Genomic DNA, 24,541 nt, shown 5'->3' with positions numbered 1-24,541 from the left:
AGGATGCCATCCGGCTGGGACAAACCGGACTGTTTATTCGTCCGGCGAACGCCCGTACGGTTTCCTTCGCGCGGGGCGGCAGGGCGTGGTGCCGTCAGTGCGTCGCGACCAACCTTGAGCGGTGTCGAGGTCCGGCGCCCGGCCGGGCGGCAGCGGCGGATCGTGCAGGGTCCGTACGGGGCTGCCGTCGAGGACGCCGCGCTGCTGAAAGTGGTCGACGGTCCTCATCTCGGACGGGGACAGGACGGGCGCGACCGGCGCGCCGGCGGCGGTCAGCCGAGCGACCGCGGTGTCCCGGGGCAGCGCGGCGATCCGCTCGGCGACGTCCCGGTCGAGTTCCTCGGCCCGGGCCAGTCGCTCGGGGAAGCTCAGGCCGGCGTGGCAGTCGAGTCCCAGAGCTTGGCAGGTGGCCGCCCACAGCCGGTCCTCCGACACGACCCCGAGGCCGACCCGCCCGCCGTCCCGGGCCGGGTAGACGCCGTATCCCGGTACGGGCCCGCGCGCCCGCCCGGACTCGGAACCACGGGGGACCGGGAGGGTGCCCATCCAGTTCGCCAGGACGTCGGCCATGCCCAGGTCGATACGCTCTCCCTGGCCCTTGTGGCACGCGGCCAGGATCGCGAAGGCGGCCATCGTCGCCGCGGCCATGTCCGCGACCGGGAACTCGTGCCCGCCGTCGTCCGGCGGGGCGGTGCCGGCGTACGCGCGGTAGTTGACGTCATGCCCCGGCAGCGCGGCGAGCGGGCCGCTCGCGCCGTACCCGGAGATCGAGCAGTAGACGATGCGAGGGTTGACCGCCCGTACGGCCTCGTAACCCACACCGAGCCGGTCGGCGACGCCGGGCCGGTAGCCCTCGACGAAGACGTCCGCGTCCGCCGCCAGCTCCAGGCACCGCGCCGCGTCGGCCTTGAGGTCGATCACGACGCTGCGCTTGTGCCGGTTGAGCAGGTCGAAGTGGCCGCGGAAGGCCCGCATCGGCTCACCGCCCGGCGGTTCGACCTTCAGCACCTCCGCGCCGAGCTGGGCCAGCAGCTGCGTGGCGTACGGCCCTGGCCGCCACATCGTCAGATCCAGCACCCGAAGCCCATCGAGCAGTCCCATGATTTCTTATACCAAGCATTTGCTCGGTGCAGGGGGCCGCGTAAGACAATTTGTCTCTTCAGGTGATTCCCGAGTTCGGGGTTTCGATCCAGGATGAATGCCATGTGGCCATAGGCCCCTTTCGCGTACGTTCCTGAGGCTGGTCTAACTCTGCCCCGCATCAGGAAGGTGTAATGCGACGCTCTCTCGCCGTGGTCGGTACGGCCACGGCTCTTACGGTTGTCTTCGCGTCGTCGGCAGCTGCCGCTACCGGCTGGCGCATCGTGGGCACCCATGTGAACGCCAGGATCCACGCCGTCGCGGCCGTCAGCGCCAAGGACGTCTGGGCCGTCGGCGACGAGACGGTCTCCGGTAAGTACCGTGCGCTCGTACGGCACTGGAACGGCAAGACGTGGAAGACGCTGGCGGTCCCCTCCGCCGTCAAGGGGATCTCCCTCTCACACGTGGCCGCCTCGTCGAGCACGAACGTCTGGGTCACCGGCGTCGACGTCCGCTCCTTTCAGAGCTACGCACTTCGGTGGGATGGCAGGAAGTGGCACACCGGCCCCAGCCATAAGGCCATCGAGCCGATCAGCGATGCGATCGCCGCCATCGGCAAGAAGGACGTCTGGCTGCTCGGCCTGGGTGCCCACCTTGCGGCCGGCCAGGCGCGGCACTTCGACGGCAAGAGCTGGAAGACCGTGTCCGTGCCCGGATTCGTGTCCAGCGTCAGCGCGGTGTCGAGCCGCGACATCTGGGCGACCGGCCTCGTTCCCGGCAAGACGCAGTACCAAGCGGCCGTGATGCACTGGAACGGCAAGAAGTGGCGCACGGTCCTGACCCCCGACAGTGAGACCGGCTTCAGCAGCGTTCTGGCGCTCGGTGCGAAGGACGTCTGGGTGTCCGGGTCGGCATCCGGCCACGGTGTGATCCTTCACTGGAACGGCAAGAAGTGGGCGACCACCACGCCCGCGGCCGGGGTCCGGGGGATCGGCGCGCTCGTCTCCGACGGGTCGAAGGGCCTGTGGGCGGTCGCGGACCAGACCCGGCTCCTGCGCTACCGCGCCGGACGGTGGAACCTGACCGCGCTGCCTCAGCGCTCCGGCTACACGACGCGGGTCTACGGACTCGCCCAGGTCAAGGGGGCGACCTCTGTGTGGGGCGTCGGCGCGCTGAGCGTGTCCGCCGGGGGTGATCTCACTGAGAAGGCCGACGTGATCGTCAAGTACGGTCGCTGATCAGGGGGAGGCGTCCGCCGGTATGGCGGACGCCTCCCGGCTTTCCACGACCGTCCACATTTGGGGAAACAAAGGCCGTCCGGTGTTCAGGCGGTGTGTAGATCGTCGTCAATTGTGGAATGCATCCCTCCGTACCTGATCAACACGGGGGGATGGATCAGTGCCCACGAATACCACGACGCGGTCGACCGCCCGCCGTTCCACGGCGAGCTCGAGCCGCACAGCGAAGAAGACCGCCACTGCCAAGAAGCCGTCCACCAAGGCCGCGACGGCGAAGAAGACCACGAGCACGTCCAGGACTTCGGTCACTCCGGCGGCCGCCGCGACGAAGGTGTCGTCCGCGGCCACCAAGGTCTCGTCGGCGGCGTCGAAGATGACGGCGGCGGCGAGCAAGGCCACCAACTCGGCCCAGGCGATGAACACCGCCCTGAAGGCGATGAACACCGCCACCAAGGCGATGATGACCGCAGCCGAGTCGCTCACCACGGCCGCGAAGTCGATGTCGGCGATGAAGATGCCGACGGCGGCGCCGTCCCGGGGGACGACGAAGAGGGCCACGACCACCAGGGCCACGGCGGCGAAGAAACCGGCCGCCAAGAGCACGGCGGCCAAGAAGACCACCGCGAAGAAGACGACGACCGCGAAGGCCAGGACCACGACGAAGGCGAAGCCGAAGAGCACCGCGAAGGCCACCGCCAAGGCCCCATCGGCACCGCCACCAGAGACCGCGACCGTCGGCGGGCCGACATCCGAGCGGGCCGGCGGGTTCCTCAACGGGCTGGTGGGGAACCGCAATCCGCTGTGACGGCCAGGGCGCGGCCGGCGCTGCGCCGTACCGCCCCGCCGCGGCGGTACGGCTCCGGCCCTGCGTGTGCCCGGACGCCGCCCGGTCCCTGACGTGAGAGACCCATGGAGAACCAACGATCATCGCCGAGCGGGACCGAGCCCGGCGAGCCCAGACCACTCCTGAATGCCGCTCGCGACGCGGAGCTGACAAACTGTCGTCGAGAGGTGATCCAAGGATGCAGGACAACGAGATTCTCGGTCATATCAACGAGCTTGTGGACGAGGAGCACACGCTCCGCGAGCGGTTGCAGAAGGGGGACCTGACCGCGGAGCAGGAGCACCAGCGGCTGCGCTCACTCGAAGTGCAGCTCGACCAGTGCTGGGACCTCCTGCGCCAGCGTCGGGCGCGGCGCGACGCCGGGGAGGACCCCGAGGCCGCCGAGTCCAGGCCGGAGGGCGAGGTCGAGGGCTACCTTCAGTAACGCCCGATCGGCCAGGTGTGCACCGGCGCGTTGGTGTGCATGCGGTCGATGTAGCGGCATGTCATGAGCCGCAGGGCCTCCTCGCGGTCGGTGTGGGCCGCGTGGACGGTCTCCGCCTGCCACGTCGCGCCGTTCCGGCCGGTCGCGCACCGGCGTTCGACGATGCCGAGCAGGCGGTCGCGGACGATCGTGTCGACGCCCCACCGGTCGAGGCCGGTGACGGCCTGCGGGAGCAGGTGCCGCAGGACGAGTTCGGTGACCGGCACCTCGCCGACCCCGGGCCAGAAGACCCGGGCGGCGAGGCCGTACCGCGCGCCCCGGCGCGCGTTGTCGGCGGCCGCGGCGAAGGGCATCCGCTCCCAGACCGGGTGCTCCTCCTCCGCCAGGGCCCGTACGAGGCCGTAGTAGAAGGCCGCGTTGGCCATGGTGTCGGCGACGGTCGGGCCGGCGGGCAGGACGCGGTTCTCCACGCGCAGGTGCGGGCGGCCGTCGACGACGGCGTACACCGGGCGGTTCCAGCGGTAGATCGTGCCGTTGTGCAGCGAGAGCTCGGCCAGCTCGGGGATCTCGCCGCTGGCCAGCGCCTCCAGGGGATCCTCGTCCTCGCACATCGGCAGCAGTGCGGAGAAGTAGCGTGAGTTCTCCTCGAACAGGTCGAAGACCGAGTCGATCCAGCGTTCGCCGAACCAGACGCGGGGCCGTACGCCCTGGACCTTGAGCTCCTCGGACCGCGTGTCGGTCGCCTGCTCGAACAGCGGGAGCCGGGTCTCGTGCCACAGCTCCCGGCCGAACAGGAACGGTGAGTTCGCGCCGAGCGCGACCTGGACCCCGGCGATGGCCTGGGCGGCGTTCCAGGACGCCGCGAAGTCGTCCGGGCCGACCTGCAGGTGGAACTGGACGCTCGTGCAGGCCGCCTCCGGCGTGATGCAGTCGGCGGACGTACAGAGGTGCTCGACGCCCTCGATGTCCAGCGCGAGGTTCTCGCCGCGGGCCGCGAGGACCTGCTCGTTGAGGAGCTTGTAGCGCGGGTTCGCCGACAGGGCCGCCTCGCCGACGTCGGACTCCCGCAGCGTCGGGAGGATGCCGATCATCGCCAGCCGCGCGCCCACCTCGCGCGCCCGCCCGTCGGCGTGGTTGAGATTGTCACGGATGCTCTGCTCGAGCATTGCCAGCGACTTGCCGGCCAGAGAGGTCGGCGGCATGTTGATCTCGATGTTGAACTGCGCGAGCTCCGTCGCCCAGGCGCCGGGATCGGCGATGGACTGGAGCACGGCCGCGTTGCGCATCGCGGGCCGGCCGGTCTCGTCGACGAGGTTGAGCTCGACCTCCATGCCGATGGAGGCCCGGTCGTCCTCGAACCGCGAGTCGCGCAGCATCGTCGACAGGGCTTCCAGGCAGCGTCGCACCTTTTCCCTGTAACGCCGCCGGTCCTCCTTGGTGATGGCGACCGCCGCCACGTCCCTGCCCATGCCAAGCCTCCGGGGGTGTTCGTCCCACCTTCCTCGGAGGAAGGCATACCCCTAGTCCACGATGGTAAGAATCGCGTCCCGATCTTTCGCGGCCGACGTGGCGAGAGTCTCATGCCGGGATCCGTGTTCCCGAAGTGCCTCGGCGATCCGCCCTGCCTCCACGGCGAGGGCGGCCTTCTCCCGGGCCGCCGCCGAGTCGGCCCGCCGCCGGTCGGTCCTTCGTTTGACGCAGACGAGGGCGCCGCCGGCGGCCGCCCCGCCGGAGACGATCGCGAGCGAGGTCAGCCCGGTACTCACCGCGAGGACCAGGACCGTCACGCCGAGGACCGCCACGGCGAGGCCACCCCACTCAGGCAAAGGACTCATGACACCGCCGGCGTCCATCTCGGCCTCGACCTCGGCCCGCGACTCCAGTCCCTTGGGACCGACCCATGCGAAGTGGTCGTTGACCCGTACGCGAACACGCTCCGGAGGTCTCAAGGACGCCTTGTCCGCGAGGTCTTCGGCGGCCGCGCGGAGCCACCTGCCGCCGGCGCGCGTCGCGACGGCCCGAAGCGCCCGCCGCTCGCTCTCGAACATGTCACGGCGGAGCAGCTCGAGGGTGTTCCCAGCAGGGGCATCCCACGGCTCGGGCCGCTCCGCATCATTCTCGATGATCTGGCGGAGTTCCCAGGCTCGATCGATCAGGGGCCGTTCGCGCGGACTGCCCTCATCGACGAGTGCGTTCAGCACGGAGCCGAGGTCCTCCGGGAGCGCGGCGCCCGTGAGATCTTCGCCCGCGTCGAGCGCGCCGACCGCCTCCTCGGCCCGGGCGCGCAGGAGGGCCAGGCGCACCGCCGACACCGGCGGATCGGCCAGCGAGGTCACCTTACGCAGTGTTCTCGGCAGCCAGGGGCGGTCCTCCTCACGTACGGCGAAGTTCGCTGCCTCGCGCCACGAGTCCCGCTCCGCCGCCGCGGTTTCGGCCGAAAGCCCGTCGACGAGTTCGGCGAGGCGCCGTTCGACGTGCGCCCTTCCAGGCTCGCCGAAGAGCCCGCTCGCGCAGGTGGTCCACAGCTGCCGTTGAATCCTGGTGACCGTGAGGTCGAGTGGCGGCAACGCCCGCGCCAGCCATGGGGCGGCCAGCGTGTGTGCCTCCGCCGCCACCAGGGCCAGCGTGAGGAAGAGCGCGGTACGGTCTTCGTCGCGTTCGCTCGCGACGGCGGCGTACTCGTCCGCTGCCACCTCATCGCCCCGGGCCAGCGCGGACAGCGCCTTGACGGCCGGTGCGAGCCAGTAACCCGGACATTCGTCCATTTCGAGCGGAGGCAGGTCGGCGCCCCCCTCCGCGAGACGCACCAGAAGCCGCCGCGTCACGCTGCGGACCTGGGCCTCCTGCTCGAATGCCGCGAGTTCCCGCCTCAGCTCCGAGAGCTCGACGAAGGCGTTGAACGAGTCTGTCAGCCGGTCGAGCCGCTGATCGACTGCGCTCTCCAACTCGGTGAGCTTCGACTGGAGCCTCCGCGCGTCCTTCTCCCCGCGGTCACGGGTGGCCTCCACCTCGCGCTGCAGTTCACGGATCTGGCGACTCTGCCTGTAGTCGGTCCACCAGTCGCTGCTCACACAACCCCCTCCTCGTCGGTAATGAGGCCGCGACTAGGCCACGATGGCAAGGATCGCGTCCCGGTCTTTCGCAGCCGACGTGGCCAAAGTCTCGTAGCGGGAGCGATGCTCCCGGATGGCCTCGGTGATCTGTCCGGCCTCGCGGGTGATCCGGGCCTTCTCCCGGACCGCGGCCTCGGCGGCCACCCGGCGGGCGTGCCGCTGCGTCAGCCAGAGGATCGCCCCGCCGACGGCCACCACTGCGGGCAGGACCGGGAGGGCGCCGAGCCCGAGGGGGATCGTGACGGCCAGGAGGACGATGCCGGCGATGGCCAGGATCAGACCGGCCCGCTCGGCGAGGGGGTTGGTGGCGTACTCGGCGTCGACCCCGGCCTCCGTCTCCGCCGTCGACTCCGGCCCGTCGGGTCCGATCGACAGGTGATAGCCGCCGACCCGGACCCGTAGGCGCTCCGGAGGACGATGGGACGCCTTCTCCGCCAGGTCGCCGGCTGCCGCGGCGATCCAGCGCCGTCCGGCGCGCAGGGCGAGCAGGCGCCGGGCCGGCGTGCTCTGCTCGAACATGTCGCCGCGCAGCAGGTCGCGGGTCTCACCTTCCGGGTCGTCCCACGCCTTCGGCGGCGTCGCCGTGCCGTTCTCGATGATCTGCCGCAGCTCGCGGGCCCGGGCGAGCAGGGGCGCCTCGTCGGCGCTGCCCTCGTCGACGAGCCTGGTCAGCAGCGCGCCGAACTCCTCCGGAACGGTGTCCGCCGTCTCGGCGGGGGGCTCGGCCGCGGGAAGGGTCTCCTCGATGCGGGCCCGCAGGCGGGTGAGGCGGGCGGCGTACGCGGGCGGCTCGGTCAGCGCGGCCTCGGACTGCAGCACCCTCGGCAGCCAGGAGGTCTCCGCCCGGCCGCTGCCCTCGGAGGCGATCTTCTCTCGCCAGCGACCGCCTTCCGCGGTGGCCGCCTCGGCCGGGAGGCCGTCGACGAACTCGGCCAGCCGTTGCTCGATGTGGGAGCGGCCCGTCTCGCCGAAGACGCCCTCGGCGCAGGCCGTCCACAGCAGCCGCTGCACCTGGGTGACCGTCGTGCCGAGGGGCGGCAGGGCCCGTGCCAGCCAGGGCGTGACCAGCGCGTGCCGGCCCGCCATCGCGAGCGCCAGCGTCAGGAACAGCGTCGTCCGCTCCTCGTCGCGGCTGGTCGCCTCGGCGGCGTGCGACTCGGCGGCCACCTCGTCGCCGCGGAGCAGGGCGTGCAGCGCCTCGGCGGCCGGTCCGAGCCAGTAGCCGGGGCAGTCCGCCAGGTCCAGGCGGGGCGGGTCGGCGACCGCCCGCAGCAGCCGCCGGGTCTCGGCACGGATGGCGGACTCCCGGTCGAACGCCGCGAGCTCCATCCGCAGGTCCGACAGCTCGACGAAGGCGTCGAACGACCGGGAGAGCCGGTCGATCCGCCGCTCGAGCGTGCCCTGAACCTCCGACAGCTTCGACTGCAGCGTCCGCGACCTGCGGTCCGCGTAGTCATAGGCCGCGTTGACCTCTTCTTGCAGGCCGCGGATCTGACGGTCCTGCCGATAGTCGGCCCAGTCGCTCACGCCGCCGCCTCCTTGATCAGACCCGGCACTGTATTCGCCGGAGATGCGACGTACGGCGGCCTCCGTGCGTTCCGTACGAAAGGGGCGTTAGTGGGCGCACTCTGGACTGCGACCGGAGCGACAAGGAAAGACGGCGCGTTGGGCGCCGCGAACCGCGCTCGCGCCATCGAGCGCCATCCGGCACAGCGACCGGACGAAGGAGGACGGCGCGTTTGAGCGCCTGCTCCCGCGCTCGCGGCGCGAGCGCGGGAGCGACGGTCTGCTGGGCTACATGCGCTCCGGCGTGGCGACGCCGAGCAGTTCCAGGCCCTTGACCAGCGTGCGCAGGGTCAGTGCGCACAGGGCCAGCCGGGACGCCTTCGTGGCCTCGTCGGGCGCCTTCAGCACCGGGCAGTTCTCGTAGAACGTGGTGTAGGCGGCGGCCAACTCGAAGAGGTAGGCGCAGAGCCGGTGCGGCTCGGCGGTCTCGCCGGTCTGGTGGACGGCGGCGCCGAAGCCCAGCAGGTGCAGCGCGAGCGCCCGCTCGGCGTCGTGGCCGAGCGCGATCGGCCCGGTCGCCTCGTCGGGAGCCAGGCCACCCTTGCGGAAGATCGACCGGATCCGCGCCGTGGCGTACTGGAGGTACGGGCCGGTGTTGCCCCGGAAGGAGATCATCCGGTCGAAGTCGAAGACGTACTCGCTGCCGCGCGCCGTCGACAGGTCGGCGTACTTCACCGCGCCCATGCCGACCGCCTCGACGACCTGCCGCCGGGTCTCCTCGTCGAACGGCTCGTCGTGTGGGACCTCGTCGAATGCCGCGCCCGCCCGCTCGACCGCCTCGTCCAGCAGCTCGGTCAGCTTGATCGACTTGCCGCTCCGGGTCCGGAAGATCTTCCCGTCCGGGCCCAGCACGTTGCCGATCTGGGCGTGCTCGGCGCTCACTCCCTCGGGCAGCCAGCCCGCCATCCGGGCGACCGCGAAGACCATCTGGAAGTGCAGCGCCTGCTGGCTGCCGACCACGTAGATCATCCGGTCGACGTTGATCTTGTCGACGCGGTACCGGATCGTGGCCAGGTCGGAGGTGGAGTAGTTGTAGCCGCCATCGCTCTTGCGGATGATCACCGGCAGCGGGTCGCCGTCCCGGCCGGTGAACCCGGGCGGGAACACGCACAGCGCGCCGTCGCTGATCACCGCGATGCCCTTGGCCCGCAGCTCGTCGGCGATGTCGCCGAGCATGTCGTCGTAGAAGCTCTCGCCCCGGATGTCGTCGTCGGTCAGCGTGACGCCGAGCCGGCCGTACACCTTGTGGAGGTAGATCTTCGACAGCTCGACCAGCCGCTCCCAGTGCCGGATGGTGTCCGGGTCGTGCGCCTGGAGCTTCACGACCCGCTCCCGCGACCGCTGGGCGAACTCCGGATCGGAGCCGAAGTGCTCCCGGGCCGACTGGTAGAAGGCGTTCGGGTCCGTCTCGAGGAGCTTGGCCTCCTCGGAGCCCTCACCCACGTCGAGCAGGAGCTCGATCAGCATGCCGTACGGCGTGCCCCAGTCGCCGACGTGGTTGTCCCGGATCACGTGGTGCCCGGCGAACTCCAGCACCCGCGCGATCGCGTCGCCGACGATCGTGGTCCGCAGGTGGCCGACGTGCATCTCCTTGGCGATGTTCGGCGAGGAGTACTCCACGATCGTCGTCTGCGGCGCGCCGGTCTTCTCGACGGCCAGCCGCTCGTCGCCGTACATCGCCTCGGCCTGCCCGGCGATCCAGCCGGCGCTGAGCGTGAGGTTGATGAACCCCGGGCCGCTGATCTCGACCTTCTCGCAGACGTCGGACACGTCGAGGCGCGCCACGATCTCGGTCGCGATGTCGCGCGGCTTTCGGCCCAGCTTCTTGGCGAGCGGGAGCGCGACGTTCGCCTGGAAGTCGGCGAACTGCGACGGGCGGATCACCGGGTCGGCGTCGGGCTCTCCGAACGCCGCTCCGAGAGCGGCCTGGACGCGGGCGGCGAGAACGTGCTGCGGGTCGGACATCAAGATCCTCGGTGAGTACGGCTTCGGCAGCCTGTGGCTGCGGCGTCCTTAAAGCCTATCGGCGAGCGGCTGCGGTCCCGTCCGAATATTCGCGTCGGGGGAGCGCGCCGCGAGGTCTTTGCCGTCGTTCTTGACGTCCAGAGGGGGCAAAAGGGGCGGGATACCGTCCGTACGGGCGGCAAAGTGATGTCAGGCGGTCTCGCCGACCACCTTGAACTCCAGGCCGGCCCGCTGGAGCCGGGCGAGGAGCGCGTCGCCCATCGCCTGGGCCGTGGTGACCTGGCCCGCCGTCTCGGGCAGGTCGTCGGAGGCCAGGCACAGGGCCGACTCCGCGAGCATCTTCGCGGTCTCCTCATAGCCGGGATCCCCGCCGGAGACCTTGGTGACGATCTTCCGGCCGCCGCCCTCGCCGGCGAAGTGCACGCTGAACCAGCTCTTGGCGCGCCTCTCGGGCGAGGGACCGTCCCCGGGCGTGAACCGTTCGAGCAGCCGGTCGCGTACGGGACCGACCTGGGCGGCCGCCGCGACGCCCGCCGCCCCGGCGGCCAGGCCGACGGCGGACGCCAGGTGCCGCACCGCCCCGAAGTGGCTGTAGGCGAAGTCCGGACCGTAGCGGTCCAGGGCCGCCGCCGAGCGCCGTACGACGTCGGGGTCGATGGTCGGCAGCGGCAGTGCCCAGGCGCCGAGTCCGGCGTTCCGGTGCGGCCGGCCCTGAACGGCGCGGACCCGGCGGTCCGGCACGGGAGGCTCCGCCTGCCGCCGCTCGCGGTGGATCCGCGCCGCCGTACGGAAGTGCGCCGCCGCGGTGATCGCGGAGTGGATCGTGCCGCTGGAGGGCGCGCCGCTCGCCTGGACGTATCCGCGCACCTGCAACGGGACGCCCTCGGGCAGCTGCTGGACGGTGAAGTAGACGCCCAGGTCATGCGGCACCGAGTCGAACCCGCAGGCGTGCACGATCCGCGCCCCGGTCTCGGCGGCCCGTGCGTGGTACCTGAGGTACATCAGGTCGACGAACTCCGGCTCCCCGGTGAGGTCGACGTAGTCCGTGCCGGCCTCGGCGCAGGCGGCCACGAGCGGCTCGCCGTACCTGACGTACGGGCCGACCGTGCTGATCACCACCCGGGCGGACGAGGCGATCTCCCGCAGGGAGGAGGCGTCGGACGCGTCGGCCCGCAGCAGCGGCAGATCGAGCCCCAGCCGATCGCTCAGTGCCCGGAGCTTCGCGGGGTTCCGCCCGGCCAGCGCCCACGTCCCGGTCGCGTGCGCGGCGAGATACTCGGCGGTGAGCGCCCCGGTGAACCCGGTGGCGCCGAACAGCACGATGTCAAAGGGACGATCCATGGGTCCTGCTTACCCCCTAGAACCCCGTTCTAGGAAGGCGTAACGGAACGACTGTGGCGAGCCACACGCGTCAGGGGCCTTCGGTGTCGGGCTCGCCGTGCGTACGGCGGGGGAACCGGTGCGGGCGGGCGACGGCCAGGCCCTCGCCGATCTGCTCGACGATCCGGCCGACGGCCAGGTCGCGGGCGAGGACGCACGCGGCTGCGACGCCGGTGGCCCGCGAGGCGCCGTGCGCGATGACGACGGTGCCGTTCAGGCCGAGGAGCACGCCGCCGCCGTGCGTCTCCGGGTCGAGGCGGTCGCGCAGCCCGCGCAGTTGCCGGCGCTGCAGCAGCGCCGCCACCCGGGAGATCCGGCCGGAGCCGATCGCCGTGCGCATCTCCGTGACCGCCAGCCGTACGGCGCCCTCGATGGTCTTTAGCGCGACGTTCCCGGTGAACCCGTCGGTGACCACGACGTCGACCGTGCCGGTCAGCAGGTCGGTGCCTTCGACGTTGCCGGTGAAGTGAACGCCGGGCACGTCCCCGGACAGCAGTTCGTGCGCGCGGCGGGTCAGCTTGTTGCCCTTGCCCGCCTCCTCGCCGATCGTCAGCAGTCCCACGCGCGGTGACTCGACGCCGAGCCTGATCCGCGCGTACGCGGTGCCGAGAGTGGCGAACTGGACGAGCATCTCCGGTTTGGCGTCGGCCGTGGCGCCGGCGTCCAGGAGCACCGTGGGGCGTGGGCGGGTGGGCAGCACCACCGCGAGCGCCGGACGCATGACGCCGGGCTGTCCGCGCAGGCGCAGCCGGGAGGTCGCGACGACCCCGCCGGTGGACCCTGCCGACACGAGCGCGGCGGCGTGGCCCCGGCGGATCAGGTGGCAGGCGACCGCCACCGACGAGCGGGGCCGCCGCCACCCGGCCAGTGCCCCCTCGTCCATGGCCAAGGCGTCCTCGGCGTGCACGATCGGGACCTCGCCGAGCGCGTCGTGCTCCCGCAGCAGATCCCGGATGCGGCGGGCCTGCCCCACGAGCACGAGCCGGACGCCGTGCTCGCGGACCGCGGCGACGGCACCGGCCACGATCTCCTCCGGCCCGTGGTCGCCGCCCATCGCGTCCACCGCGATCCGCGGACCCTCGGCGCGGGCGTCCGCTCGTCCCTCGACCCGCCTCTCGGCCGTCCCGCCGGCCTTCCTTCCGGCCCGCCCATTGGCCCGCCTCCCGGTCTGTCCCTCGGCCGGTCCGCCGGTCTGCCCGTCGGCGACTGTGCCTGACTGTCCCTCGGACGGCCTTCCGGTCTGCTCCTCGGCCACTCTGCCGATCTGCCCGTCGCCCGGTCTGCCGGCCGGTCCGGCAGTCGGTCTCCCGGTCTGCCCGTCGGTCTGCCGCCCGGTCTGTCCCTCGGTCCTCCTCCAGGTCGGCCTGCCGGGCCGGGTCTCGATCCGCCTCTCGGCGCGCCCGTCGGCGCGTCCTGCGGTCCGGCCCGTCATCCGGGGTCCTGACAGCCCTGGCCGAGGCAGGGTCGGCGGACGACCTCACGGCCGCTCACGGTGATGACGTAGTCCTGGCGCGGATGGACGGAGCCGGCCTCGTAGGCGACGGCGTCCACCCGGACCGGTTCGTTGCGGTTCGTACGGCCGACGCACCGCACCCGGACGACCGACAGTGTGTCCGCCGACAGGGTCCGGCAGTCCATGCGGGCGCGGACGGTGTACCCGATGCCGCGCAGCTCGTCGGCCGCGCCCTTGGCGGTGGCGTTGAGCAGCGAGCTCTCCGACACCTTGCGCACCGGATCGCCGCACGAGCCCGCCAGCAGCGCGATCAGCGTGATCAGGACGAACGCGAACGGTTTCACAGGTCGTGCACCGCCTGGGCGACGACGTCGGGCCGGTCGACCTGCACCAGATGTCCGACGTCGGGGAGGACGATCTGCCGCCCTCGCGGGCTGAGCGCGGCCAGGGCGGCGTGCGCCCGCCGCCACTTCCCGCCGGCGCCGCGCATGTCGCCGAGCGCGGTGATCACGCACAGGGGGATGTCGGGGAACGCTCGGTGCCGCCGAAGGGTGAGCAGGTCGGCGGCCATCCGTCGGTACGTGGTGTCCTCGACGAGAAGGGCCCCCAGGACGTGCCCGCGGGTGCAGACGGCGCGGACGAACTCCGGGGGCGCGACGTTCCCGCGCGCGCTCATCATCCGCATCGCCACACCGTGGACGGTGGGCCCGGCCAGCCGGGCGAAGCCGGTCACGCCAGCGACCGTACCCGTGAGGCGGGCGAGGGGTGCGAGGCGGGTCAGCGGGCCGGCGAACCTCGGCGTCCCGGGCTCCGCGCTCGGGTCGACGAGGACCATGCCGGCGACCAGGTCCGGGTGGAGCCGCGCGAACGCCTCGGCGTGGAACCCGGCGAACGAGTGCGCGACCACGGTCACCGGCGCGCCCGCCCACCGGGCCAGCGCGGCGAGCCGGTCGGCCTCCGCACGGAGGGTGCCGGTCCGCCGTACGGGAGGGCTGCCGCCGAGGCCCGGGCGGTCGAAGGCGATCGTGCGGCGCTGGTCGCGGAGCAGCCGGACGACGGGGATCCAGTCGAACCAGGCGCCGCCGAGCCCGGCGCTCAGCAGCAGAGGAGGGGATCCGGTTCCGTCCGAGACGACGTGCAGGCGGTCTCCGCCGACGGTGACGATCTCGCCGGGCAGGCGATCGTTCACGGGTATGTGGCCTTCTCCCGTACGGTCGCGTCCCCGGCCTTCCGTACGGCCGTGTTCCCGGTCCGCCGGATCGGGCGGGTGACGATCCGTCCGGGGGCGCGGGCGCGGCGTCGCCCGGTGTAGAGCTCGACGGCGATGACGAACAGCCACACCGAGATCACGGTCACCTGGATGCGCTCCATGACGCCGAGCGCCAGGCCGAAGTACATCAGGGGCAGCGTGGCCAGCGCGGTCGTGGTCTCCACGACCATGACCGGCCAGCTCCAGCGGGCGAGCACCGGCCAGCGGTCGTACCGGCGGGCGGCGATGGTGAGGGCGATGAGGCTGATGATGCCGCTCATGACGACCAGCGTGCTCGTCACCGAGTGGAACTCATGGGCGAAGGAGACCGTCTGGGACCGCTCGCGCAGCGCGCAGGTCGGGTCGGAGTTGGGCGCGCAGTCCATGGCGAACAGGGAGTCGCCGATCGAGAAGATCCCGAACAGCAGCAGGGCCAGCCAGCCGGCGAGCGCCCAGCCACGGGGCCGGAGCCGGCGCAGCACGGCGGCCGCGACCGTGATCGACAGGGCGCCCGCGAGGAAGTCACAGCCGGAGAAGAGCCCGTGGAAGTGCTGGTCGGTGGCGGACAGCTCGCTGACGTACCCGTTGACGGCGTCCAGGTGCGGGTTGAGGAGGAACTGCAGGATCCAGGAGCTGTAGACGACGCCCGCGACGGCAGCGAGGGGCGGCACGAACGCCGGTACACGCCCCAGGTCACGTGAACGCTCGGACGAGCTCACTCTCACTTCCTTCGGATCCCCCGCTCGACTTCCAGCATAGGTATCCGGTACCGGCTGCTGGGGACTACCCTGCGGCGGACTTAAGCCGCGAAGTGCGTGTTCTTACGATCCTTGGAAGATTCTGGAGAAAACGCCGGCGTCCTCGTCCAGCCCGCTGCAGGTGTCGTTCTTGGCCGTGGTGTCCAGGGTGCAGGGGGTGTCCCGGGTGATCGACCACATCGACAGGCGGTCCAGCCGGTGGGCGGCCGCCCAGTCGCGGACCTGCCGGGCGTCGGCGGACTGGAACCCGGCACCGGTGTCCGCCACGCCGATGACGGGCGCGATGCCCATCCGCTGCCACGTCGTGGCGGCGTCCTGGTGGTAGACCCGCTGCAGCTGGCCGTGGGCGGCGGTCGCGGCGGAGATCAGGGCGGGTCCGGTGCCGCCCGCCGGGAGGAGGTCGACGGTAGAGACGTCGGCCCCGGTCGCCGCGGCGCCACGCAGCGCGGCCAGCGCGGTGTCCGTGAGGCCGGAGCGGTGCAGGGGGAGCGTGAAGGACACGCGGAGGCGCGGGTCGTCGTGCTGGAGCCGGGCGAGTGCCTGGGCGCGGCGCCCGGCCGACGCGCTGTCGGCCAGCGCCTCGTCCGTCAGGAAGAAGTCGATCTGCTGCGTGTCCGCGGCGGCCAGCACGGAGCGGTACCGCGCGGTCAGGTCGTCGACGTCGGGGCAGCCGTGGGCGAGCTCGGTGGCGTGCGGGCCGCCGAAGGAGACGATGGCCTCGCCGGGGACCTTCGCGAGCCGCCTCCGGACGACCGGGTCGCCGATCGGCGTGGTGCCGCCCCACGTCGCGGTGCATCCGTCGCCGGCCGCGACGAAGCCGACGGTGTAGTCCCGTACGCCGGTCCGCGCCGCGGTTCTGGCGAAGTCCAGCGGCGGCCAGCTGAGCACGTCGGCGTACGGGGCGAACGTGATCCGGGCGGCGGGTGCGGCCGAGACGGTCGCCTCCGGCTGCGCGGTGGCCGACGGCGCGGCGGGCGCGGGCCGGGCGGCGGTGGCCTGGGTGCGCGGGCCGGAGAGCTCCGTCATCGCCGCGCCGGGCCGGGAGTCGAGACGGGACCGGGCCGAGGGGGTGGCGTGCTGCTCGAGGTGGGCGGTCGCGGCGAGCACGGCACCGCCCGTGCCGGGGATGAGCAGACCGGCCGAGAGCAGCGCGATCCTGCGGCTCAGGCGGGGTGATGCGCGGCGCTTGCGGTGTCTGCCCACGACCTCTCCTCGTGGGGCGGCAGGGACACCGCTGACGAGGGTGACCGCTGTCGCTGGTGGGATCCGTCCCCCGCAGTATGGCGCAGCCTTCGGACAAGATCACGAATTGGCCTCCGCGTGTCGGCGGGGCACTTCCGTGGCTGCTCAGACGTTGATCGTTCAGCGGGGCCCGCCGTTGAGCATCGATATGCCCAAGTGCGGGTACCAAATACGTAAGAAACGGGGCTTAACGGTTCAATAGGGGTGGGGAGCGTGGCGAGCCGCGGCGTGATGGCGTCGCGGCCAGACCGTGAAGGAGGGCGAACCCCGACAGCGGACGCCTGCGGCGGGTCCGGATGGGACCCGATGAGACAGGCGTCGCACGCGCGTTTCCCGTCGACTCGGAGGAGTAACGTCAACGTGACCTTGGTCAACGACGCGGCGCCGGCCGCGGTGAACACCACCGGCCGCAGGTTCCGCGCCTTTACGGCGAAGCACCTCGACGAGCTCACCGCTCGTGCTGGGCTGACCGCCGAGCAACGCCTGGCGATCCAGGCGGTCGCGACGGTCTTGCCGTTCCGTACCAACAGCTACGTCGTCGACGAGCTGATCGACTGGTCCGCCGCTCCGGAGGACCCGATGTACCGGCTCGTCTTCCCGCAGGAGGACATGCTTCCCGCGGAGGACGTCGCCCGCATCTCCGACCTGCTGCGCCGGGGAGCACCTAAGGCCGAGGTGGACGCCGCCGCCCATGAGGTGCGGATGAAGCTCAACCCGCACCCGGCGGGTCAGCTGCAGCTCAACATCCCGACCCTCAAAGAGGAGCCGGTGCCCGGGGTGCAGCACAAGTACCCCGAGACCGTGCTGTACTTCCCGAAGCAGGGGCAGACGTGCCACGCGTACTGCACCTACTGCTTCCGGTGGGCGCAGTTCGTCGGCGAGCCCGACCTGAAGATGGCGGGCGACGACGTCGACCGGCTCAAGCGCTACCTGCTCGCCCACCCGGAGGTCACGAGCGTCCTGATCACGGGCGGCGACCCGATGATCATGGGTGAGCCCGTCCTCCGCCGCTACATCGAGCCGCTGCTGGAGCTGGAGCAGCTCGAGTCGATCCGGATCGGCAGCAAGGCGCTGGCGTACTGGCCGCAGCGCTGGGTCACCGACCCCGACGCGGACGACACGCTCCGCCTGTTCGAGAAGGTCGTCGACGCGGGCAAGAACCTCGCGTTCATGGCGCACTTCACCCATCCGCGCGAGCTCGATCCCGATCTCGTGTCGGAGGCGAGCCGGCGCATCCGCGACACCGGCGCCGTCATCCGGACGCAGGCGCCGCTCATCCGCACGATCAACGACATGCCCCTGACGTGGGAGACCATGTGGCGGCGACAGCTGCAGTTGGGCATGGTGCCCTACTACATGTTCGTGGAACGTGACACCGGACCGCAGGACTACTTCGCCGTGCCGCTCGCCCGCGCGTACGAGGTCTTCCGAGACGCCTACAAGAACGTCTCGGGGCTCTGCCGCACCGTGCGCGGCCCGTCGATGTCCGCGACGCCCGGCAAGGTGTGCGTCGACGGCGTCGTCGAGATCGGCGGGGAGAAGCTGTTCGTCCTGCACTTCATCCAGTGCCGCGACCCGGAGTTCGTCAACCGGCCGTTCTTCGCCAAGTACGACCCGGAGGCCGTCTGGCTGACCGACCTCCGACCGGCCTTCGGAGACCGGTTCCCATTCGAGGGCATCGTCCCGGGCGGTGACGTCACCGCGCACGACGTCGTCGCGGCGGGCCCGTCCCTGCCATAGCCCTGGCCGCGAAATGTGGGGCCGTACCCGTGGTGCGGCCCCACGAACGCGGTCACTCGGGAGGCGGGTAAGCCGAGACCTCGATGAGGTTGCCGTCGGGGTCGCGGAAGTACACCGAGGTGATGGGGCCCTGCGCGCCGGTACGGGCGACCGGGCCCTCCTCGATCGGCACGCCGCAGTCCTCGAGGTGGCGTACGACCGCGTCGATCGGCGTCTCGGTGATCAGGCAGAGGTCCGCCGACCCAGGCGTGGGCCGGGCGGCCTTCGGCTCGAACTCCGCGCCCTGCCGGTGCAGGTTGATCTTGTGCGGTCCGAAGTTGAGCGCTTTGCGGCCCGCACCGAACGTGACCGGCTCCATTCCGAGGACCCGGGTGTAGAAGTCGACGGTCCGGTCGATGTCGGCGACGGTCAGGACCAGGTGGTCCAGGCGCACGAGTTCGATCACCCGTCGAGTGTAGGACCGCCACGGGCCGGCCCCCGCTCCGTCCGAGCGGGGGCCGGCCGTGGTCGGGCGGCCGTCAGTGGCCGTATTCGGGGGCGATCTGGGCGCGGGCCAGGGTGTGGGCGGTGATGTTGAAGCCGACGACGGCGGGCGACGCCTCATCGGGCACGCCCAGCTCCTCGACGTCGAGCGCGTGCACGGTGAAGACGTACCGGTGCGGCGTGCCCGGCGGCGGGGCCGCTCCGCCGAACTCCTTGTTCCCGTAGTCGTTGCGGGCGTGCTTGGCGCCCTCGGGCAGCTCCTTGGAGTCACCGCCGCCCGCCCCGGTCGGCAGCTCGGTCACCGACACGGGCAGGTCGTACAGGACCCAGTGCCAGAAGCCGCTGCCAGTCGGGGCGTCGGGGTCGTAGCAGGTGACGGCGAAGCTCCTGGTCTCCGCGGGGAAGCCCTCCCAGCGCAGGTGCGGGGACAGGTTCTCGCCGTTGAATCCCCAGTCGTTGAAGACGTGCGCGTTCGACATCTGCTCGCCGTGCGCCACGTCGTCGCTGGACACGGTGAAGGACGGGACCTCGGGCAGGAACTCATGGGGCAGCGGTGGCCGACCTGCCATGGCAATCTCCTCGATCGATTCGACGTTTACGCCACTCAATCATCTAGTAACCCCGGCCCGGGTCGACCACCGTCGGGGGCCGTTCGCCCCGCCGCAGGGACTCCCAGCAGGCGCGGAAGTCCTCGGCGACGTCGGAGTCGGCGGTCACACCGGCCGTGTGCGGCGTGATGACGGTTCGGGGCAGGTCCCAGACGGGGTCGTCGTGGCCCGGCGGTTCGTCGGGCAGGACGTCGAGGACCGCGCGCCGCAGCCGGCCACCGTGGAGCGCTTCGCCGAGCGCGTCGTACCGCACCGTCTCGCCGCGCCCCACGTTGATGAAGCAGGCCCCGCGCGCGGCGCCCAGGAGGCTCCGGCCGAAATAGCCGCGCGTGTCGTCGGTCAGCGGGAGCGCCGACACCAGCCATTCGGCCCGGGACACGTGCGTGACCGCTTCGGGCGCGCCGACCACCTGGTCGAATTCGGGGATGGCGCGTGGTGTCGCGGCCACACCGACGACCCGGAGCCCGACACTCCGCAGGAGTTCGGCGATCGCCCGTCCGATCCGGCCGGCGCCGAAGACGACGGCCAGATCACCGTCGACGAGATCGACGTCCTGCCGCTCCCAGCGTCGTTCTTCCTGCTGGGCCCGGTACAGCGACGTACGCTGCCGTTCCTCCAGCATCCAGGCGAGGATGTACTCGGCGATGCGCCGGCCCATCCGGCCGACGGTGCGGGTCAACATCACGCCATCGGGCCAGGGGCTGCCGCCGAGCACGGCGTCGACACCGGCGTTCGTGCTGTGGAACCACACCAGGTCGGTCAGGATGCCCTCGGGAACGACCGGCCCGATGTGGATCAGCGGGCCCCCGCCGCCTACCGCGTCCGGCGTGACGACGGGTCGCCCGGCGATGCGGGACAACCGTTCTCGCAGATCGCCGGACGTCCGGGCATCGACGGTCACCCGTGCATGGCCGAGCCAAGGAGGCGGTCCGCCATCCCGCTTTGGATGGGCTGCGGTCGAGGACTCCGTCATGACTTGGCGCTCCGTTCATGGGACGGCCGCCGATCTTAGTGCGCGTCAACTAACGTTGATCGTGTTTAACCATCGTTGGTTGATCCTCGCCTTTCGGTCGAGCGACGCCCCACAGGGGTGGGGCGGGCCGCGGCCGGCCAAGGGACCCATTGACGGTGCCGCGATGGGGGCGTCGTCTGCACCGCCCAGCCGATCACGGCCTTAGCCGCCTCATGCTGCGCCTGCTTGACACGCCGCTTGTGCCGGGCCTCCAGTTTGCGTTGCCGGGAGCGGTATTTCCGCCACCTGCGCGACCCTGTGGCTTCGTTAGCGAGAAGCAGCAGCGTTCGTCAGTTGGTTCGGGCAGCGGTTAGCGATCTTGAGCCGGGAAATCGTCGGTGAGAAGTGAGAGCGCTTGTGGGGCGGAACCGCGTTACGCCGACTCCGCGAAGCCCGCTAACGCGACTTTGCACTCCGATGCTGGTTGCCCCCCTGCTCCAAGGCGGCCTCGTAGGCGCGCAGGGCGGTGATGACCGTGGCGCGTTCGGCGGGATCGAGGTCGCGCATGACGCGTTCCCAGGCGGAGGCGCTGCCGGAAAGCCATTCGCCGATCGGTGCGGTGTAGGCGGGAGCGATGGCGATGATGCGGCGGCGGCGGTCGGCGGGATCGGCATTGCGTCGCAGGACGCCCGGCCGCGACAGCTCGCTGACCATGAGGCTGACGGTCGTCGGGGCCACCTCCAGCCGGGCGGCGAGCTCGTTGACGCTGGCGGGACCGTCGTACTCCAGGTGCGCCAGCAGCGCCAGATGGCGCGGCGCGAGATCTAGGCCCTGGAGCACTGGAGGGATGGGCAGGCGCTTGGCGCGGCCGACGAGCCGTGGCATGAGCAGCAGCAGGGTACGGACGGCCTCGTCGACGGCCGGACCGTCCGATTCCGTGGACATCGGCGACACCCCCAGGTATCTTTAAGTTCAAAGCCTTTGGAGTTAAAGGGAACGAGGTCCACTGTGCCGCATCTGACCGTCCACCTTCCAGAGAACAGGCTGTCGGGCAAGGAACCCGAACTCGTCACCGCTCTGACCGAGGCGATCGTCGACGTCTACGGCGAATGGGCCCGCGATCTGGTAAGTATCCGTCTTGCCGGAGTCCCTGCGGGTCGGTTCGCGCAGGGCGGCAAGGCCGTGGACACGAACGCCTCGGTGATTTTGGGCGTCCGCGCCGGCGTCTTCGATCGCCCCGACGCCGCCCAGATCACCGCGCGCCTCGGCGCCGCCCTCACCGACGCGACCACGCGCGTCCTCGGCGAGGAACTCCGCGCCGGCACCATGGTCGAACTCGTGGCGTCCCCGCCGGAACGAACCTTCGTAGGCGGTGCCCTAGCCGTGTGACCGCTCGCCGGGCCTGGGGCGATTCCGCCTCTCACGCTGGGGCGATGGCGGCCGCAGGGCTGGACGACGTCGGCACAACGCCTGATACGACGCCACGGCGGGTAGCCCCCGCTGACGTCACCGGCCAGGCCACGGCCCGTTCGGCGTGGACCGTCGTGTACGGGCCGGCCCGGTCGGCGAGGATGCCCTGTGCCAGCACGCGAGAACGAGGCCCACCGCGAACGCCAGCGGTGCCGCCGCCAGGACGACCCCGGCCGCCGCCGGCACGGCACCGTGCGCGAACCCGGCTGACGCGGGCACCCGCGCGTACCCGAACTCCCCGGCGGACAGCGTGAACGCGAGGACGGCGACCGCCGCGATCGCCGGGGCCAGCTGCGGTACGACGACCCGCAGGAACGCGGAGAGGCGGGTATGCCCGTCCACGAGCGCCTGTTCCTCGACGTCCGCCGGGAGGGCCCGCAGGAAGGCGCCGAGCAGCCACACCGCCACCGGGATCGTGATCACCGGGTGGACGAGCACGAGCGACCAGAGCGCGTCGCCTCGGCCGAACGGACCGGTGGCCGACGGAAGCGGCGGATACCGCAGCACCGGCGGCACCAGGGCGACGACGAAGGCCGCCCGCACCACCGCCCGGCCCCATCCGCGGGTCAGCCGGGTCAGCGCGTACGCCGCCGGCAGCGCGAACAGCAGCGTGAGGACGGTCACGAGCGCCCCGACGGCCAGGGCGTTCAGCGCGAACGCCGGAAACGGCGTCGACCGGAGCGGCGGGCGTACGTGCTCGACGCCGGCCCACCGGTCACGGCGCACGAACGCGACGATCACGTCCCACAGGAACGGCGCCGCGCAGAGCAGCGCGGACCCCACGGCCAGGGCGTACGTCCCCGACCGTGCCAGCACGTGCCGTACCGCGTGCCGCCGCCGCTGCCGGGCCAGCTCACGGGCCGCCGTCCGCGCGGCCATCCCGCTCGTGACGTTCATGAGCGCCGCAGCACACGGATCAGGCCGACCACCCCGGCCAGCGGCAACGGCAGCGACAGTACGGCGATCGCCGCGCCCGGCCCGACCGCGCCGCCGTCGGCGCCCCGGGCCAGGGCCAGAGAGGCGAGCGTCTGCGTGGAGCCCGCCGGGCCGCCGCCGGTCAGCAGGTCCACGACGGTCACGTCGGCGCAGACGACCGTCGCCGTCACCAGCGCGGCGACGGTCGTCGCCGGGAGGGTGAGCGGGATCGTGACCTCGAACGCGCGCCGCCACGGGCCCGCACCGTCGACGCGCGCGGCGTCCCGGATCTCGCGGGGGATCGCGGCCGTCCCGGCCATGACGAGGACGGCGGCGAGCGGCGCCAGCCGCCACACGTGCACCACGACGACCGCGGCCATGGCGGTCGCGGGTCGTTCGTGCCACGTGTCCCCGGGCGGTACCCCGGCGGCCCGCAGGACCCGCCCGGCCGGAGAGCCCGGGTGGTCGAGCAGCCACCGCCAGGAGATCGCCGACAACGCCACCGGCGTCGTCCATGGCAGCAGGACGAGCACCCGGATCAGCCACCGGCCCCGGAGGTCGGCGAGCAGGACATGGGCGAGGACCTGGCCGAGGAGCACCACGAGGACCGTCGACACACCGGTGATCAGCAACGTGTCGCCCAGCGACCGCCAGAACGCGCCCTCGCCGAGCACCGTCGCGAACCACCGCCCGCCGGCGAAGCGGTACGTCGGATCGGCGGCCGTCGCGTCGGAGAGCCCGAACGCCACCGTCAGGCCGAGCGGCACCGCGACCAGCGCCGTCAGGTACACGATCGATGGCAACAGGAACGCCCAGGCCAGCGGCCCGTCCCGGTCCGTGAACCGGCGCCGGCGGCCCGCCGGGGAGGCGTCCGCCGCCACGCCGGTCACCCGGCGATCCGTACGGGCGCGGTGCGGTTGCCGTACTCGGCGTCGAAGAAGCGCAGCCGGTCGGCCGGCACGGCGAACTCCCTCGCCTCACCGGCGGCCAGCGGAGTGGTCACGGTCGCGGGCAGCCGAGCGATCACCCGCGTCTCCGGGCAGATCCGCGACACCCGGCCGTACACGTGACGGTCTCCCGACAGGAACTCGATGCGGTCGACGCGCAGCGGCATGGTGACTCGCCCGTCCGGCGGGACCTCCTCGGCGGGCAGCAGGTGCTCGGGCCGGAAGCCGACGAGCCGGTCGCCGCGCGGCACCAGGTTCATCGGCGGCGTGCCGATGACGGTCGCCACGAACGTGTCGACCGGCTCCTCGTACAGGTCCTGGGGCGTGCCGACCTGCCGGAACCGCCCGGCGTCCAGCACGGCGACGCGGTCGCCGAGGCCCATCGCCTCGGCCTGGTCGTGCGTCACGCAGATCATCGCGGTGCCGAGACGCCGCTGCAGGGACCGCAGTTCGTCGCGGGCGGCCGCCCGCAGGCGGCCGTCCACGTCCGACAACGGCTCGTCGAGCAGCAGCACGGCCGGTTCCCGGGCCACGGCGCGGGCCAGGGCCACCCGGCGGCGTTCGTCCCCGGAGAGCCGCCCGGGGCGGCGGTCCAGCAGGTGCGCGATGCCGAGCAGGTCGGCGGCCCAGCGCGCCTTGCGCTCGCGCGTGCCGCGCGGCACGCGCTCGGCCTTGAGCGGGAACTCGATGTTGCCGCGCACGGTCTTGTGCGGGTACAGGGCGTGCGAGGCGGCCACCAGGCCGACCCGGCGGATCCGCGGCGGCAGACCGTTCATGAGGTGGCCGCCGAGGTGGACCTCGCCCGCGGTCGGGGCCTCGAGACCGGAGACGGCGCGCAGCAGGGTCGTCTTACCGGAGCCGGGCGGGCCCAGCAGGACGACGCACTCGCCCCGATCGGTCGCCAGGTCGATGCCGTCGAGCGCGCGCACCTGCCGCTTGCCGGGGCCTTCGTACACCTTCACCAGGCCCCGTACCTCGACGACCTTCACCACCGGGCGGGCGCGGACGGACGGGCGGTAGGGGAGGGCGGCGGACCGGCGGTACGCGCGGAGGACGGACTGACGGGATGGAGGAAGTCGTGTCGGGTCAGAGGACGCACATCCGGCATGGGACC

The 24,541-nt window shown here is 71.9% G+C and carries 23 protein-coding genes; 4 read left to right on the top strand and 19 right to left on the bottom strand.

Features of this window, described 5'->3' with window-relative positions; genetic code table 11:
• Positions 1-33: 33 nt before the first annotated feature.
• Complete coding sequence (locus ABEA24_RS36470) at positions 34-1,101, bottom strand: CaiB/BaiF CoA transferase family protein (protein ID WP_345436999.1); 1,068 nt, start codon at positions 1,099-1,101, stop codon at positions 34-36.
• A gap of 173 nt (positions 1,102-1,274) precedes the next feature.
• On the opposite strand from ABEA24_RS36470, the gene ABEA24_RS36465 reads away from it, so the two are divergent.
• Entirely contained in the window at positions 1,275-2,318 is a 1,044-nt protein-coding gene (locus ABEA24_RS36465; RefSeq protein WP_345436997.1) for a hypothetical protein, read from the top strand.
• A gap of 108 nt (positions 2,319-2,426) precedes the next feature.
• Here ABEA24_RS36465 and ABEA24_RS36460 read toward each other — a convergent pair whose 3' ends face one another.
• Positions 2,427-2,975: a hypothetical protein gene (locus ABEA24_RS36460; protein WP_345436995.1), complete on the bottom strand. Its 549-nt coding sequence runs from the start codon at positions 2,973-2,975 to the stop codon at positions 2,427-2,429.
• Positions 2,976-3,340: 365 nt separating this feature from the next.
• Here ABEA24_RS36460 and ABEA24_RS36455 point away from each other — a divergent pair, with 365 nt between their 5' ends.
• A complete protein-coding gene (locus tag ABEA24_RS36455) occupies positions 3,341-3,586 on the top strand; it encodes a DUF2630 family protein (protein ID WP_345436993.1) in 246 nt (81 codons plus the stop codon).
• Here ABEA24_RS36455 and ABEA24_RS36450 read toward each other — a convergent pair.
• The 10 genes from ABEA24_RS36450 to ABEA24_RS36405 all read right to left on the bottom strand — a co-directional run bounded on the left by ABEA24_RS36450 (position 3,580) and on the right by ABEA24_RS36405 (position 16,273).
• Entirely contained in the window at positions 3,580-5,055 is a 1,476-nt protein-coding gene (locus tag ABEA24_RS36450; protein WP_345436991.1) for a glutamate-cysteine ligase family protein, read from the bottom strand. The genes ABEA24_RS36455 and ABEA24_RS36450 overlap by 7 nt on opposite strands.
• Before the next feature lie 51 nt (positions 5,056-5,106).
• The gene (locus tag ABEA24_RS36445) at positions 5,107-6,657 is read right to left on the bottom strand and encodes a hypothetical protein (RefSeq protein ID WP_345436989.1); all 1,551 of its coding nucleotides are present in this window, start codon (positions 6,655-6,657) and stop codon (positions 5,107-5,109) included.
• Between the two features lie 33 nt (positions 6,658-6,690).
• A complete protein-coding gene (locus ABEA24_RS36440; protein WP_345436987.1) occupies positions 6,691-8,226 on the bottom strand; it encodes a hypothetical protein in 1,536 nt (511 codons plus the stop codon).
• A 267-nt stretch (positions 8,227-8,493) separates the two neighbouring features.
• Positions 8,494-10,230 carry an arginine--tRNA ligase gene (gene argS, locus ABEA24_RS36435; RefSeq protein WP_345436985.1) on the bottom strand — a complete coding sequence of 579 codons (1,737 nt, stop codon included), beginning with the start codon at positions 10,228-10,230 and terminating at the stop codon, positions 8,494-8,496.
• A 189-nt stretch (positions 10,231-10,419) separates the two neighbouring features.
• The gene (locus tag ABEA24_RS36430; RefSeq protein ID WP_345436983.1) at positions 10,420-11,571 is read right to left on the bottom strand and encodes a saccharopine dehydrogenase family protein; all 1,152 of its coding nucleotides are present in this window, start codon (positions 11,569-11,571) and stop codon (positions 10,420-10,422) included.
• Positions 11,572-11,641: 70 nt separating this feature from the next.
• Positions 11,642-12,664 carry a phosphate acyltransferase PlsX gene (gene plsX, locus ABEA24_RS36425; protein WP_425551285.1) on the bottom strand — a complete coding sequence of 341 codons (1,023 nt, stop codon included), beginning with the start codon at positions 12,662-12,664 and terminating at the stop codon, positions 11,642-11,644.
• Positions 12,665-13,038: 374 nt separating this feature from the next.
• Entirely contained in the window at positions 13,039-13,407 is a 369-nt protein-coding gene (locus ABEA24_RS36420) for a hypothetical protein (RefSeq protein WP_345436981.1), read from the bottom strand.
• A complete protein-coding gene (locus ABEA24_RS36415; RefSeq protein ID WP_345436979.1) occupies positions 13,404-14,252 on the bottom strand; it encodes an alpha/beta fold hydrolase in 849 nt (282 codons plus the stop codon). The genes ABEA24_RS36420 and ABEA24_RS36415 overlap by 4 nt, the downstream gene beginning before the upstream one ends.
• Positions 14,249-15,031 (bottom strand): DUF998 domain-containing protein, encoded by a 783-nt coding sequence (locus ABEA24_RS36410; protein ID WP_345436977.1) that lies wholly within the window; start codon positions 15,029-15,031, stop codon positions 14,249-14,251. Before ABEA24_RS36410 ends, ABEA24_RS36415 begins: the two co-directional genes overlap by 4 nt.
• 102 nt (positions 15,032-15,133) lie before the next feature.
• The gene (locus ABEA24_RS36405) at positions 15,134-16,273 is read right to left on the bottom strand and encodes a glycoside hydrolase family 18 protein (RefSeq protein ID WP_345436975.1); all 1,140 of its coding nucleotides are present in this window, start codon (positions 16,271-16,273) and stop codon (positions 15,134-15,136) included.
• Positions 16,274-16,672: 399 nt separating this feature from the next.
• Here ABEA24_RS36405 and ABEA24_RS36400 point away from each other — a divergent pair, with 399 nt between their 5' ends.
• A complete protein-coding gene (locus ABEA24_RS36400) occupies positions 16,673-18,052 on the top strand; it encodes a KamA family radical SAM protein (RefSeq protein ID WP_345436973.1) in 1,380 nt (459 codons plus the stop codon).
• 52 nt (positions 18,053-18,104) lie between these two features.
• Here ABEA24_RS36400 and ABEA24_RS36395 read toward each other — a convergent pair whose 3' ends face one another.
• The 4 genes from ABEA24_RS36395 to ABEA24_RS36380 form a co-directional block, all read right to left on the bottom strand.
• Complete coding sequence (locus ABEA24_RS36395) at positions 18,105-18,497, bottom strand: VOC family protein (protein WP_345436971.1); 393 nt, start codon at positions 18,495-18,497, stop codon at positions 18,105-18,107.
• 73 nt (positions 18,498-18,570) lie between these two features.
• The gene (locus ABEA24_RS36390) at positions 18,571-19,104 is read right to left on the bottom strand and encodes a YbhB/YbcL family Raf kinase inhibitor-like protein (RefSeq protein WP_345436969.1); all 534 of its coding nucleotides are present in this window, start codon (positions 19,102-19,104) and stop codon (positions 18,571-18,573) included.
• Positions 19,105-19,147: 43 nt separating this feature from the next.
• Entirely contained in the window at positions 19,148-20,044 is an 897-nt protein-coding gene (locus ABEA24_RS36385; protein ID WP_345436967.1) for an NAD(P)-dependent oxidoreductase, read from the bottom strand.
• A 507-nt stretch (positions 20,045-20,551) separates the two neighbouring features.
• Positions 20,552-21,040 (bottom strand): MarR family winged helix-turn-helix transcriptional regulator, encoded by a 489-nt coding sequence (locus ABEA24_RS36380; RefSeq protein WP_345436966.1) that lies wholly within the window; start codon positions 21,038-21,040, stop codon positions 20,552-20,554.
• 63 nt (positions 21,041-21,103) lie between these two features.
• Between ABEA24_RS36380 and ABEA24_RS36375 the strand changes: the two genes are divergently transcribed.
• Positions 21,104-21,484: a tautomerase family protein gene (locus tag ABEA24_RS36375; protein ID WP_345436965.1), complete on the top strand. Its 381-nt coding sequence runs from the start codon at positions 21,104-21,106 to the stop codon at positions 21,482-21,484.
• A 117-nt stretch (positions 21,485-21,601) separates the two neighbouring features.
• Here the strand turns inward: ABEA24_RS36375 and ABEA24_RS36370 are convergent, their stop codons facing one another.
• The 3 genes from ABEA24_RS36370 to ABEA24_RS36360 are packed head-to-tail and all read right to left on the bottom strand — an operon-like array spanning position 21,602 to position 24,416.
• Positions 21,602-22,462: an ABC transporter permease subunit gene (locus tag ABEA24_RS36370; protein WP_345436964.1), complete on the bottom strand. Its 861-nt coding sequence runs from the start codon at positions 22,460-22,462 to the stop codon at positions 21,602-21,604.
• Positions 22,459-23,370 (bottom strand): carbohydrate ABC transporter permease, encoded by a 912-nt coding sequence (locus ABEA24_RS36365; RefSeq protein WP_345436963.1) that lies wholly within the window; start codon positions 23,368-23,370, stop codon positions 22,459-22,461. The genes ABEA24_RS36370 and ABEA24_RS36365 overlap by 4 nt, the downstream gene beginning before the upstream one ends.
• Positions 23,367-24,416, bottom strand: coding sequence for an ABC transporter ATP-binding protein (locus ABEA24_RS36360; RefSeq protein ID WP_345436962.1), 1,050 nt, complete (start codon positions 24,414-24,416; stop codon positions 23,367-23,369). Before ABEA24_RS36360 ends, ABEA24_RS36365 begins: the two co-directional genes overlap by 4 nt.
• Positions 24,417-24,541 lie beyond the last annotated feature (125 nt).

It is taken from the genome of Actinoallomurus vinaceus (assembly GCF_039542055.1).
In the GTDB taxonomy this organism is placed as follows: Bacteria; Actinomycetota; Actinomycetes; order Streptosporangiales; family Streptosporangiaceae; genus Actinoallomurus; species Actinoallomurus vinaceus.
Note: the sequence above shows the minus strand (reverse complement) of the source record. Positions and strands in the feature narration are given on the sequence as shown.

Bases quoted from the DNA above. Each gene is read 5' to 3' on its own strand.
- ABEA24_RS36470 (WP_345436999.1), bottom strand. From the start codon at position 1,101: ATGGGACTGCTCGATGGGCTTCGGGTGCTGGATCTGACGATGTGGCGG.
- ABEA24_RS36465 (WP_345436997.1), top strand. From the start codon at position 1,275: ATGCGACGCTCTCTCGCCGTGGTCGGTACGGCCACGGCTCTTACGGTT.
- ABEA24_RS36455 (WP_345436993.1), top strand. From the start codon at position 3,341: ATGCAGGACAACGAGATTCTCGGTCATATCAACGAGCTTGTGGACGAG.
- ABEA24_RS36450 (WP_345436991.1), bottom strand. From the start codon at position 5,055: ATGGGCAGGGACGTGGCGGCGGTCGCCATCACCAAGGAGGACCGGCGG.
- argS (WP_345436985.1), bottom strand. From the start codon at position 10,230: ATGTCCGACCCGCAGCACGTTCTCGCCGCCCGCGTCCAGGCCGCTCTC.
- ABEA24_RS36430 (WP_345436983.1), bottom strand. From the start codon at position 11,571: ATGGATCGTCCCTTTGACATCGTGCTGTTCGGCGCCACCGGGTTCACC.
- plsX (WP_425551285.1), bottom strand. From the start codon at position 12,664: ATGGGCGGCGACCACGGGCCGGAGGAGATCGTGGCCGGTGCCGTCGCC.
- ABEA24_RS36390 (WP_345436969.1), bottom strand. From the start codon at position 19,104: ATGGCAGGTCGGCCACCGCTGCCCCATGAGTTCCTGCCCGAGGTCCCG.
- ABEA24_RS36380 (WP_345436966.1), bottom strand. From the start codon at position 21,040: ATGTCCACGGAATCGGACGGTCCGGCCGTCGACGAGGCCGTCCGTACC.
- ABEA24_RS36370 (WP_345436964.1), bottom strand. From the start codon at position 22,462: ATGAACGTCACGAGCGGGATGGCCGCGCGGACGGCGGCCCGTGAGCTG.